The sequence below is a fragment of the Serratia sp. YC16 genome, from assembly GCF_009707615.1.
GTDB classification, from domain to species: Bacteria; Pseudomonadota; Gammaproteobacteria; order Enterobacterales; family Enterobacteriaceae; genus Serratia; species Serratia surfactantfaciens.
Genome location: NZ_WLYN01000002.1, coordinates 232792 through 245115, shown reverse-complemented (window position 1 = coordinate 245115; position 12324 = coordinate 232792). Strand labels below are relative to the sequence as shown.

Annotated in this window: 13 protein-coding genes; 7 read left to right on the top strand and 6 right to left on the bottom strand. The window is 59.5% G+C overall.

Features of this window, described 5'->3' with window-relative positions; all coding sequences use genetic code 11:
* Positions 1 to 96: 96 nt before the first annotated feature.
* Positions 97 to 564 (top strand): YhcH/YjgK/YiaL family protein, encoded by a 468-nt coding sequence (locus GKN89_RS08630; RefSeq protein ID WP_063919023.1) that lies wholly within the window; start codon positions 97 to 99, stop codon positions 562 to 564.
* Here GKN89_RS08630 and GKN89_RS08625 read toward each other — a convergent pair.
* Complete coding sequence (locus GKN89_RS08625) at positions 546 to 1097, bottom strand: shikimate kinase (RefSeq protein WP_154746787.1); 552 nt, start codon at positions 1095 to 1097, stop codon at positions 546 to 548. The two genes, GKN89_RS08630 and GKN89_RS08625, sit on opposite strands and share 19 nt — an antisense overlap.
* Before the next feature lie 368 nt (positions 1098 to 1465).
* Between GKN89_RS08625 and dps the strand changes: the two genes are divergently transcribed.
* The 6 genes from dps (at position 1466) to ybiO (ending at position 7321) form a co-directional block, all read left to right on the top strand.
* On the top strand, positions 1466 to 1969 hold the full coding sequence (gene dps, locus GKN89_RS08620) for a DNA starvation/stationary phase protection protein Dps (protein ID WP_016928514.1): 504 nt from the start codon (positions 1466 to 1468) through the stop codon (positions 1967 to 1969).
* 142 nt (positions 1970 to 2111) lie between these two features.
* Entirely contained in the window at positions 2112 to 2378 is a 267-nt protein-coding gene (locus tag GKN89_RS08615; protein ID WP_019454484.1) for a DksA/TraR family C4-type zinc finger protein, read from the top strand.
* Between the two features lie 338 nt (positions 2379 to 2716).
* The gene (gene glnH, locus GKN89_RS08610; protein WP_019454486.1) at positions 2717 to 3460 is read left to right on the top strand and encodes a glutamine ABC transporter substrate-binding protein GlnH; all 744 of its coding nucleotides are present in this window, start codon (positions 2717 to 2719) and stop codon (positions 3458 to 3460) included.
* Between the two features lie 103 nt (positions 3461 to 3563).
* Positions 3564 to 4223, top strand: coding sequence for a glutamine ABC transporter permease GlnP (gene glnP, locus GKN89_RS08605; RefSeq protein WP_019454487.1), 660 nt, complete (start codon positions 3564 to 3566; stop codon positions 4221 to 4223).
* Positions 4220 to 4942: a glutamine ABC transporter ATP-binding protein GlnQ gene (glnQ, locus tag GKN89_RS08600; protein ID WP_025159986.1), complete on the top strand. Its 723-nt coding sequence runs from the start codon at positions 4220 to 4222 to the stop codon at positions 4940 to 4942. The genes glnP and glnQ overlap by 4 nt, the downstream gene beginning before the upstream one ends.
* Before the next feature lie 153 nt (positions 4943 to 5095).
* Positions 5096 to 7321, top strand: coding sequence for a mechanosensitive channel protein (gene ybiO, locus GKN89_RS08595; RefSeq protein WP_154746785.1), 2226 nt, complete (start codon positions 5096 to 5098; stop codon positions 7319 to 7321).
* Here the strand turns inward: ybiO and GKN89_RS08590 are convergent.
* The 5 genes from GKN89_RS08590 to rlmF form a co-directional block, all read right to left on the bottom strand.
* Positions 7318 to 8328, bottom strand: a complete 1011-nt coding sequence (locus GKN89_RS08590; protein ID WP_370520181.1) for an alpha/beta hydrolase family protein — start codon at positions 8326 to 8328, stop codon at positions 7318 to 7320. The genes ybiO and GKN89_RS08590 overlap by 4 nt on opposite strands.
* Positions 8316 to 8954, bottom strand: a complete 639-nt coding sequence (locus GKN89_RS08585) for a GNAT family N-acetyltransferase (RefSeq protein ID WP_154746783.1) — start codon at positions 8952 to 8954, stop codon at positions 8316 to 8318. Before GKN89_RS08585 ends, GKN89_RS08590 begins: the two co-directional genes overlap by 13 nt.
* Positions 8955 to 8965: 11 nt before the next feature.
* Entirely contained in the window at positions 8966 to 9535 is a 570-nt protein-coding gene (locus GKN89_RS08580; protein WP_019454624.1) for a TetR/AcrR family transcriptional regulator, read from the bottom strand.
* 182 nt (positions 9536 to 9717) lie between these two features.
* Positions 9718 to 11022, bottom strand: a complete 1305-nt coding sequence (locus GKN89_RS08575; protein ID WP_154746782.1) for a PAS domain-containing methyl-accepting chemotaxis protein — start codon at positions 11020 to 11022, stop codon at positions 9718 to 9720.
* Positions 11023 to 11315: 293 nt separating this feature from the next.
* A complete protein-coding gene (gene rlmF / locus GKN89_RS08570; protein ID WP_019454626.1) occupies positions 11316 to 12281 on the bottom strand; it encodes a 23S rRNA (adenine(1618)-N(6))-methyltransferase RlmF in 966 nt (321 codons plus the stop codon).
* Positions 12282 to 12324: the final 43 nt, after the last annotated feature.

Below are 12324 nucleotides of genomic sequence, written 5' to 3'. Positions count from 1 at the left end.
GCAGGCGGGTTAACTGTTTTCCGCGAGACAAGCCGGCATACTTCCTCTTGGCCTGCACGCAGGCTATTTGGACTTTCGCTCACATGGAGAATAACAGTGATTCACAACAGCCTGTTCAACCCCCGCTTCGGCCGTGGACTCGCGCCGGCGCTGGTTTCAACCCTGACCGAGTTGCGCCGATGCGACCTGCCCGAACTGGCACCGGGACGACACCCGATCGACGGCGACAGCATCTTTATGGACGTGATGACTCTGACCACGGTAGCGGCGGCGGAGAAACAGGCCGAAATGCAGCAGGAGTACATTACTCTGCACCTGCTGATCAGCGGCGAAGAGCGCATCGAATACGGTCTGGCGGGCGACGGACATCGCGAACATCCCCACGCGGAAAACGGCGACCTGCTACTGCTGGACATCAAACGCCACCCGCAAACGCTGCATATGACACACGGCATGTTCGCGATTTTTTTCCAGATGGAGCCATACAAAGCCGGCTGCTTGTGGCAGCAGCCGCAGCAAATTAAGAAAGCGGTGGTGAAAATCCATCACCGACTGCTGCTGTGAGCCTGCCTCAGCGCCCGTAGAAAATCGGCGGTCTGGCGGGGTGAACGCAAGCGCACAAAACGGTGCCCGACATCGTCTCGGGCCATCTCCGCCAGGTATTTTCGCCGGTTTTTGGCATAGGTGCGGATCGTCCAGAGCACAATCGACTCGCGGCTGAAAAAAGAGCGGCGGAAGCTCTCCCGATTGCCGGTGCCCGGCCACAGCTCGCTTTTGCTGGCCGCACGCCGGCACGCGCGGCGCACGGCTTGCCACAGCGTGCGGCAGAAACCGTAGTCCAGCCACAGGATATAGTCGACCTCGCGCCACTTGATTGGCTGCGAACGGCTGTAGTTGCCATCCAGCACCCAACCCTCCCCCGCTTCAGCCAGCGTCTGCTCAACCCGCGCCAGAAACGCGTCATCGGGCGTTCCCTGCCACTCGGGCCGCCAATAGAGCCTGTCCATCTCGATATAGGGAACGCCAAGCCGTTCCGCAAGTTGGCGCGCCAGGGTGCTTTTACCGCTGCCGCTGGTGCCGACGACGTTAATTTTCATCACTCGCCAATATAAAGAATGGGGATAATCTCCCTACTGTAACGGCATCAATGGCGGCTATCAATCTGAATCGGCTTAAATTTAACACCACGATAACAAGACGGATATTCCCCTGAGATCAGTGTGCTCAATGCAAATAAGATAACCCAGAAAAACCGTCACCTGGGTAAATAATAATTACGGCACAGCAAAAATAAAATAACAATAAAATTCAATGCATTAATAAAAAACAAAAGCCGAGTTAAAATATTTACACCAGGCTATTCCTATTTGTGTAATAGCCATTTTCGTACGGCAAAAATAAATCCTCCTGCTATAATGGATCCCGTAACGAAATAGGACAACGACTAATCAAGAGGATATCTGATATGAGTACCGCTAAACTGGTGAAAACGAAATCTTCTGATCTGCTGTATACCCGTAACGATCTGGACGAAAAAATCAAACTGGCCGCCATTAAGGCGCTGAACCATCAGGTCGTGCAATTCATCGATCTCTCGTTGATCACCAAACAGGCGCATTGGAACATGCGCGGCGCAAACTTCATCGCGGTTCATGAAATGCTGGACGGCTTCCGCACCGCCATCATCGAGCACCAGGACACCTTCGCCGAGCGCGTAGTGCAACTGGGCGGCGTGGCGCTGGGCACGGTCCAGGTCGTTAACGATCGGACGCCGCTGAAAAGCTACCCGACCAATATCCACAGCGTGCAAGAGCACCTGAAAGCGCTGGCCGATCGCTATGGCGCGGTAGCGAACGACATCCGTAAAGCCATTACCGAAGTGGAAGACGAAGACACCGCCGATATGTTCACCGCCGCCTCACGCGATCTGGACAAGTTCCTGTGGTTCATCGAATCCAACATCGAATAACGCCATAAGGCGTTACAGACCGCCTCTCATCGCGGGAAAAACAGGCTGGGCTCTTGCCCGGCCTGTTTTCTTTTACACGACCGTTGCATTGTACAAAAAACGCCCCATATTAACCCTAAGGTAACCTGGTAAGGAGGTCATGATGGCTAACGGTTGGGCGGCGGACGGCGCCGTACAAGATCAGATCGACTCCACCGTCGACGATGCGGTGCAGCGCGCGCGTGGTGCGCTTGGGCACGGCGAAAGCGAACGCTATTGTCAGGAATGTGGGGAAGCGATCCCCGAAGCGCGCCGCAAGGCGCTAGCCGGCGTCCGTTTTTGCCTGGCCTGCCAGGCCGAGCAGGACAAAAAACACGCGGCCAACGGCCTGTACAACCGGCGCGGCAGCAAAGACAGCCAGTTGCGCTAGCATTATCTGCTCCCCTTTTCCCCCTCTCGCGGCCCCGCTTGCACCGTCAGTGCTTCATGAAAGTTAGAGTTAGTTATCAATATTGAAGCAAAAAGGTTAAAGATCGGTTGTTTCACAGCCAAAATTTGGTTAATGATAGCCCCGTGCACCAAGATAATTCTTACGCACCATTTCGGTGCCTCATTGTGGTGCATAACCATAACAATTCGCCTGACTGGCACAACATCACGCAATAACTCTTTGTTTTTATAGTAGTTGAAAACATGGCACGATTTTTTCATGGCACCAACTGCAATATAAAAAATGGGTAATCCGCAACCTGTACAGGAATTCCTCTCATGAAGTCGATTTTTAAAGTCTCCCTGGCCGCACTCTCTCTGGCCTTTGCCGTAAGTTCCCACGCAGCAGACAAACTGGTGGTCGCCACCGACACCGCTTTCGTTCCTTTTGAGTTCAAGCAAGGCGACAAATACGTCGGCTTCGACATCGATCTGTGGGCCGCCGTCGCCAAAGAGCTGAAGCTGGACTACACCCTGAAGCCAATGGACTTCGGCGGCATCATTCCGGCGCTGCAGACCAAAAACGTCGATCTGGCGTTGGCCGGGATCACCATCACCGATGAACGCAAGAAAGCCATCGACTTCTCCGACGGCTACTACAAAAGCGGCCTGCTGGTGATGGTCAATGCCGACAACAACAGCGTGAAGAGCATCGACGATCTCAACGGTAAAGTGGTGGCGGTGAAGAGCGGCACCGGCTCGGTGGACTACGCCAAGCAGCACATCAAAACCAAGGACCTGCGTCAGTTCCCTAACATCGACAACGCCTACATGGAGCTGGGCACCAAGCGCGCCGATGCGGTGCTGCACGACACGCCAAACATCCTATACTTCATTAAGACGGCCGGCGCCGGCAAGTTCAAAACCGTAGGCGATTCGCTGGAAGCACAGCAGTATGGCATCGCCTTCCCTAAAGGCAGCGACGCGCTGCGCGAGAAGGTGAACGGCGCGCTGAAAACCCTGCGCGAGAACGGCACCTATAACGAGATCTACAAGAAGTGGTTCGGCACCGAACCTAAGTAAGCTGTGAATTTCGCAAGTTATTAACTTAAGCACAGGGGGTCGCTTAACCCCCTGCGCTTTGTTGTATCTGATGCCCACGTTTGGGATCACCGGGAGAAATATCATGCAGTTCGACTGGAGCGCCATCTGGCCCGCCATTCCTATCTTGTTAGAGGGCGCCAAAATGACCCTGTGGATTTCGGTCCTCGGTCTGATTGGCGGCCTGATCATCGGCCTCGTCGCCGGCTTTGCCCGCACCTACGGCGGTTGGATCGCCAACCACATCGCGTTGGTGTTTATCGAAGTGATCCGCGGCACGCCGATCGTGGTGCAGGTGATGTTCATCTACTTCGCCCTGCCTATGGCATTTAGCGACTTGCGCATCGACCCGTTCACTGCGGCGGTGGTGACCATCATGATCAACTCCGGCGCCTACATCGCGGAAATCACCCGCGGCGCGGTGCTGTCGATTCATAACGGTTTCCGCGAAGCCGGCCTGGCGCTCGGCCTGTCGCGCCGCGAAACCATCCGCTATGTCATTATGCCGCTGGCGCTGCGCCGCATGCTGCCGCCGCTGGGCAACCAGTGGATCATCAGCATCAAAGACACCTCGCTGTTCATCGTGATCGGCGTGGCGGAGCTGACCCGTCAGGGTCAAGAAATTATTGCCGGTAACTTCCGCGCGCTGGAAATCTGGAGCGCCGTGGCGGTTATCTATCTGATTATTACCCTGGTGCTGAGCTTCGTGCTGCGTCGTCTGGAAAGAAGGATGAAAATCCTGTGATTGAATTTAAAAACGTCTCCAAGCATTTTGGCCAAACCCAGGTGCTGCACAACATCGATTTGAAGATCGACAAAGGCGAAGTGGTGGTGATCATCGGGCCGTCCGGCTCCGGCAAATCCACCCTGCTGCGCTGCATCAACAAGCTGGAAGAGGTCACCAGCGGCGATCTGATCGTCGACGGCCTGAAAGCCAACGATCCGAAAGTGGACGACCGGCTGATCCGCCAGGAAGCCGGCATGGTGTTCCAGCAGTTCTACCTGTTCCCGCACCTGACGGCGCTGGAAAACGTCGCCTTCGGCCCGATTCGCGTGCGTGGCGCGAAGAAGTCCGATGCGGAAAAACTGGCGCGCGAGCTGCTGGCCAAGGTCGGTCTGGCGGAACGCGCGCATCACTACCCGTCCGAACTGTCGGGCGGCCAGCAGCAGCGTGTGGCGATCGCGCGCGCGCTGGCGGTGAAGCCGAAAATGATGCTGTTCGACGAGCCGACCTCCGCGCTCGATCCGGAGCTGCGCCACGAAGTGCTGAAGGTGATGCAGGATCTGGCCGAGGAAGGCATGACGATGGTTATCGTCACCCACGAAGTCGGCTTTGCCGAAAAAGTGGCGTCGCGCCTGATCTTTATCGACAAGGGCCGGATTGCCGAAGACGGCAACCCGCACGATCTTATCAACCATCCGCCGAGCCCGCGCCTGCGGGAGTTCCTGCAACACGTATCCTGATCCCGGCGGATTAATGGCGGGCGCGCCGCGCGCCCGCCGCTTTCATTCCGCACGCTCTCCCACGCATCATCGCGCTTCCTTTCCTACTATATTCATTGTTTTCATCGTATTGCTCTGACATCCGCCGATCACAGAACGCCAAAGAGAGGAACAATGCCGCCAAACGCATACTCCCGACGAGGTTCTCATCTGCGAGAACATCTGCTTTTCCTGCTGCTGTCGCTGACCCTGAGCGTCTTCGCGCCACCGGCCCTGGCACAAAATGCGCCGCCCGCCCCCGCCGACAAGAGCGAGCAGCAGAAGGCCGCCTATGCCGCGCTGGCCGATCTGCTGCAAGACGACCAGGCGCGCGCGGCCCTCATCAACCATCTGAAACAGGCCGCCGGTGACGCCCCCGCCGCCGCGCCGGCCGCCCAGGAGGCATCGACGCCGGCCACGCTGAGCGACAGCTTGAACTCGCTGGCGCAGGAAGGCATCGGCACCTTTAACCAGAAGCTCGGCGCGCTGCAAAAGCTGATCGATTCCGGCCCGAAGCGCGTTTTCAATCCCGCCGGCTTTTTCCGCGCGCTGGGCTACTTTCTGCTGACAGTGGCGGTCACCTTTGCCCTGTTCCATCTGATCCGGCGGCTGATCGCGCCGCTGTACAAACGCATGGGCAGTTGGGGACACAACGCGCGGCTGCAGCGCGGCCCATGGTATAAGCGCCCCGCCGCCATTCTCGGCGCTTTCGCCATCGATCTGCTGGTGCTGCTGCTGGCGCTGGCGGCGGGCAACCTGTTCGCCCGCCACGTCCACGCCGACAGCGCCACCATTTTGCGGCTGCAGACCCTGTTTCTCAGCGCTTTCGCGGTGATTGAATTCTTCAAGGCGGTGCTGCGACTGATTTTCGCCCCCGGCTTCGACTATCTGCGCCCCTTTCCTTTCAGCGACCAGAGCGCGCGCTACTGGAACACCCGCCTCGCCTGGCTCAGCGGCCTGATCGGCTATGGCCTGATGGTGGTGGTGCCGGTGGTGGCGGTGCAGATCAGCTACCCGGCCGCCGCCGCCGTCAACCTGGTGGTGATGCTGGCGCTGACGCTGTATGCCATCTGGCTAATCCTGCATAACCGCAAGCCGATACAGCAACAGATCAATCTGCTGGCCGAGCGGTCGATGGCGTTTTTCAGCGTGATCCTGCGCGGCCTGGGGCATATCTGGCACCTGCTGGCGATCGCCTATTTTCTGGTGTTGTTCGTGCTGTCGCAGTTCGACATCGGCAACAGCCTGCGCTTTATGATGAGCGCCACGGTGAAAAGCCTGCTGGTAATCGGCGTCGGCGCCCTGCTGTCCGGCATGCTGACCCGCTGGATTTTTCGCCGCATTTCGCTGCCGAGCGACGTCAATCTGCGCTACCCGATGCTCGAGCGGCGCATCAATTCCTATATCCCCAACGGGCTGAAGATACTGCGGGTGATGGTAGTGCTGGCGGTGACGCTGTTCCTGCTCGACGCCTGGCACCTGATCAACCTGTACCAGTGGGCGGGCAGCGAAAATGGCCAGCGGGCGCTCGGCGGGCTGGTGCATATCCTGCTGATCCTGCTGATCGCCGTGTTCAGCTGGACGCTGATGGCCAGCATGATCGAGCATCGCCTGGCGCTGGAGCTGAGCAACGGCGTGCGGCCGAGCGCGCGCGAACGCACGCTGTTGACGCTGTTTCGCAACGTGCTGGCTATCGTTATCAGCACCATCACCGTGATGATCGTGCTGTCGCAGGTAGGGCTCAATATCGCGCCGCTGCTGGCGGGCGCCGGCGCGCTGGGGCTGGCCATCAGCTTCGGTGCCCAGACGCTGGTGAAAGACGTGATCACCGGCGTGTTCATCCAGTTCGAAAACGGCATGAACACCGGCGAATACGTCACTGTCAGCGGCATCACCGGCACCGTGGAGCGCATGACCATCCGTTCGATCGGCCTGCGCGACGACTACGGCGTCTATCACATCGTGCCGTACTCGTCGATCGCCACGCTGGCCAACTATGCCCGTGAGTTCGGGGTATACCGCGCCAACTACACCGTCAGCCGCGACGAGGACATCGATCGGGTCAACGAGGTGTTGCATCAGGCCATCGCGGCGCTGAAGCAGGATGAACAGGTGAAGCATTTCCTGATTGGCGAGCCGGTCTTCAACGGCGTGGTGGCGCTGGGCGATCGCTCGTTCACCACCCGCGTGACGGTGCGCACGCAGGCGCTGAAACAGTGGGTGGTGCAATACGCCCTCGATCGGCTGGTGAAAATCCATTTCGATCGGGCCGGCATCGGCATGCCGCAACAGGCGATGCAGATCTCTCGCGCGCCGCAGCCGCATGAAGAACAGACACCGCCCGCGGCTCCCGGCGGTTAGCGCCCTCTGCCGCAGGGCTGGGCGGCCAGGAAGGCCGCCACGTCCTGCCGGTAGGCATCGTATTGCACCGAGCGCGGGGCAAACAGGCCAACCGCGTTGATCAGCCACGGATGGCGGGCGAACAGCGGCTTGACCATCACGTGATCGGCCTCGTCGATGCGCGTCACCGTCAGCAGCGAGGCGGGGATCCTCTGCCGGTACACCCGCTCGGTTTCGTCCGCGTCCACGTTGACGTCACGGCCGCCCAGAATCAGGTGCACCGGCGTGTTGAAATACCCCAGTCCCGCCGTCGCGTCGCTGGCCATGTTGGCACGAATAAAGCGCCAGCGGTCGGCGCTCAATGGGGCGCCGCCGTCATGGTCACGGCGGTACTGCGCGTAGCCGTCCGGCTGTTCGAGCAGCGTTTGGATATGGCGCCAGTGCGCCTCGCGCGCCTGGATCAGCGCCTCATCATCCCCTGCCGCCGCCATCGCCGCCCGGGTGTTATAACGCCCCTGCCGCAGCCAGTTGATCGCCGGCGAGAGCGCAAGCGTGAAAGCAATGTCAGGCCGCAAGCGCGCCACCTCCGGCATCACCCAACCCGCCTGGCTGGCGCCCCACAGCCCCACGCAGCGCGCATCGAAACGCCCGTCCCGCCGGGCCCAATCGATGATATCGGCGGTTTCCCGCGCGCGATCCGCCATGGTCTGATGCAGCCAGTTGCCGCCGGAGCCGCCAACGCCCGGCTTATCGAAGGATAAAACCGCGTAGCCCTGCTGCGCCATCGTCTCCCAAATGGCGTAGTAACCTTCGTCGCGGCTGGCGTTGGCCGGCCCATCACCGTGCACGAACACCACGACGCCGGGTTTGACTGGCGCATGCTGCGGCAGCACCAGCGTGCCGGTCAACCGATTGCCGCCGGCGGTCACCGTCACAGGCTCGGTGACGAAGCGAAAATCATTGACGTAAATTATCCAGCCAAGCACCGCCAGGAGCAGCGCCACGATGAACAGCCCTATTTTTCGCACCTCGCCTCCCCGCAGCGTCTCTCCATCAATACCCAGTCGGCCTGGCCGAACAGCAGGCCCAGCGAAGCGTAGTGCTCTTCACGCCGCACCTGAAAACCGCAGCGCTGATACAAACGCTGCGCATCGACGTTGCGCCGGCTGACGTGCAAACTCAGACGCCGGCCCGCGCCCGGTCCGGCGGCATAGTCGTTCATCCACTGCAGCAGTCGCTTGCCTACCCCTTTACCGCGCTGACTCTCCGCCACCGCCAGGTAAGAGAGATACAGCTCATCGGCCGCCGGAGTATGCTGCAATACCGCAATTTGCAGATACATGCGCCAAACGTTCAGCCAACCGTAGCGGCGGCATAGCCGCCAAATCGGCAATGCGCGCGGGCGCGGCCCGGCGTCGCCCTCTGCCGCGGCCGCATTGAGGGCAAAGGCCGCCACCACCTGCTCATCCTGTTTCACCACGAAGCTGCGCTCCCGGCTGCCGCTTTGCTTCCAGCTCCACAACCGATAAAACAGACGCCACTGCCGGCGGGCGCTCAAACGGCGCGCACGCTGGAACTTGTCGCAGAACGCGGCGTAGATCAACGCCGCCGTTTGCAGGCGGTCAGCGTCGCGATACGGCTCAATGTGCAGCATATCAACCTCGACTAAGGATGCCGGTAGAGCAGCTGTTCCAACAGCCGCACCGGCGTGGTCTCCTCCGGGGAAGGCGACGCAAAGATCGCCTGCCGCCAGGCCTGACTTTCGATCACATCCAGCACCAGTTGCGCGAGCGCTAACGGCGCGACCGCCGGTGCGATCTCGCCGGTTTGCTGAGCCTCGGCGATCGTCGTCGCCAGCGCCTCAATCAGCTGCCGCTGGTTGGCGCTGAACGGCTCGGCCAACGCCGGGTTGCGCCCCACTTCGGCCACGATCTCAGCCGACAGCTGTACATTGCCGGGGGCGGAGACAAAGGCGTGATAGGCGGTAAAAAAGGCCGACAGCGCCTGTTTCGGCCGTTTTCTGTCCCCCTGCAATCCGGCGGCGAGTTCGGTGAATACGTCGTTCTCAAGCAGCGCAATTTCGCCGATCAGCGCTTCCTTGCCGGTAAAGTGGTTATAGAGGTTGCCGACGCTGACGCCCGCCGCCTGTGCGATATCCCGCATGCTGGTCTGGTGAAATCCCTTATCGGTAAAGCTGTGCAGCGCGGCGTCGACAATCTTTTCTCGGTTTCCCATCGGCAGCTCCGAAACGGTGAAAGGGGCGCCTGGCGCCACAAATGAATATAAATTAATGAACGAACGTTCGTTCACTTTTAAGCATAGCATAGGATGGCAACGTTGAACCGCAGCTCAACGGCGCAGAGATCGGAGGGAGGGGACAAATGCCGCCCCGTTTTCAGGGGCGGCGTCCGGCAAACTCAGTGCAGCGCGTCGCCCTGCTTCACCGAAGTAAACGCCTGCATCAGCTTCACGACGTCATGCATGCCGATGTTGACCTGGTTAATCACTTCTCCGGCGTCATGGGTCAATGCCACACCGCCGCCGGCCTGTTCCACGCAGGTCGCCATGCCGGCGATCGCCGCCGCCACGCCTTGCTGGATAGACTTGGTCATGCGTTCGATCTCGGTCGCCGCCTTGCGCGATTGTTCCGCCAGCGTGCGTACCTCGTTGGCCACCACCGCAAAGCCGCGCCCGTGCTCACCGGCGTGGGCGGCTTCGATGGAGGCGTTAATCGCCAGCAGGTTGGTTTGGGCGGCAATTTTACGAATGGCTTCGACGATGGTGCCAATCTGCTGAGAGCATTGGCCCAGTTCGGTGATCACCGCCGACGTTTCACGCGCCGCCGCTTCAACCTGCTGCATGCCCTGCACCGCCTGCTGCACGATCGCCGCGCCCTGCGCCGCCTGCCGATCGGTATCGAGCGACAGGTGATGGGCGCTGCGCACCATTTCTTCTTCATGCTGCTGCTGTTGCATCAGCCGAGTGATGTCCTGAGCAATCTTCACCACCTTCACCACCTGACCTTCGTTGTCGAGGATCGGGTTATAGCTGGCCTCCAGCCATACTCGCTCACCGCGCCGATTGATGCGTTCAAAACGCCCGGTGATAAACTCGCCGCGAGCCAGACGCTGCCAGTGCCGCCGATAGTCGTCGGAAGCGACGAACTCCGGCAGGCACAGCACCGCATGCGACTGCCCACGCGCCTCGTCCAGCCGATAACCCATCAGCGCCAGCATATTGTCGTTGGCGCTGACAATGGTGCCCTGCGGCGTAAAAGAGATCATCGCCATCGATCGATTCAGCGCCGCCAGCAGGCTGCGATGTTCCTGCGCCTGGGTCACTCGCTCGGTCACTTCGCTGGCGATCTTGACGATTTCCACCACCTTACCCTGTTTATTCAGTACCGGCGCGTAAGTGCCCTGCAGCCATACCGCCTCGCCGTTTTTCGCGATGCGCTTTATGGTGTCCGTGATGGGTTGCCCCTGATTCAGCGTCTCCCAATGTTTGCGATACAGCGGGCTGGCGACATAGTTCGGATCGCAGAAAATACGGTGATGCTGGCCTATCACGTCATCACGCTGAAATCCCAGCGTGCTGAGAAAAAGATCGTTGGCGCGCAATACCCTGCCCTCTGGCGAGAATACGATCATTGGCACGGCGTGTTCTATCGCGCTCAGTTCGGCGCCGGTGTGGGTAGTTAACTGACTGAATCGTAACAGCATAAGGTGTAGTCCTTGTGGCAGATGATGGCGCTTTTCTTATTTTCCTGGCCACATGCCGCGCCCACACGCAGACGTGCCATTGCGGAAGGAGCGGGCAACGCCGATCCTTCTGGTTATTGCTATTAACCGGATTAAATTTATTTATTCAGTAAAGTAATTATTCGATTTTAAATAAACCAACAGACTAAGATTTTTATTATTAAACTCGTATTGAGAATAACGTAAGCCATGAAAATTGAAAGGTAAAATGCGGATTTTTGTCGGCGCCGACAGGATAGCCGGCGCCGGAAGGATTAACGCCAGCGTTCGGCCGCCCAGGCGGCCTGTTGCTCGGCGTCATGGAAGGTCCAGGCGACGAAGCGGCTGATCTTCTGCCCTTGCGCCATCTCGATGGTGCGCACCTCGGCCGCGCCCGCCACCTTCAGCGCATGGTAGATGGCCGGCAGCGTAGTGTTCTTTGAGATAAGCGAGGTGAACCACAGGCAGTTGTTGGCCTTGCCGACGCTCTCTTCCACCATCTTGCGCACAAAGGCCTCTTCGCCGCCTTCGCACCACAGCTCGTTGTTCTTGCCGCCGAAGTTTTGTACCGGCTTGTCGGCCACTTCCCCTTTGCCCAACTTATGCAGCTTGCGGCGGGTGCTGGCGCGCGCTTCCTGTTCAGAGGCATGGAACGGCGGGTTGCACAGGGTGGCGTCGAATTTCTCGGCCGCGCCGATAATGCCGGTAAAAATAAGCTCCGGCTGTTTCTGCAGCCGCAGACGCACGCTGTTGCGCAGCGTCGGGTTCATCTCGACGATCATTTTGGCCGAGTTGAGCGACACCGGATCGATTTCGGATCCGGTGAAACGCCAACCGTATTCGCGCAGGCCGACGATCGGGTAGATGCAGTTGGCGCCGACGCCGACGTCGAGGATCGCCACGCCCTTGCCGCGTGGGATCTCACCGCCGTTGCTGGTCGCCAACAGGTCCGCCAGGTGATGCAGATAGTCGGCACGGCCGGGGATCGGCGGGCACAGGTAATCAGCCGGAATATCCCAGTGTTCGATGCCGTAAAAGTGTTGCAGCAACGCACGGTTGAGCATTTTCACCGCCGCCGGATCGGCGAAGTCCACCGAGACATCGCCCCAGGCGTTCGGTTTTACGAACGGCGCCAGCGCCGGGCAGCTGGCGATCAGCGCCGGGAAGTCGTAGCGCGAACGATGACGGTTGCGCGGATGCAGGCCGCTTTTCTGCTGCGGGAAGGTTTTCTTTTTTTCCACCGTGACGGGCTCTCTTGAAGGTATTTCCGGCACGTAAGATAAC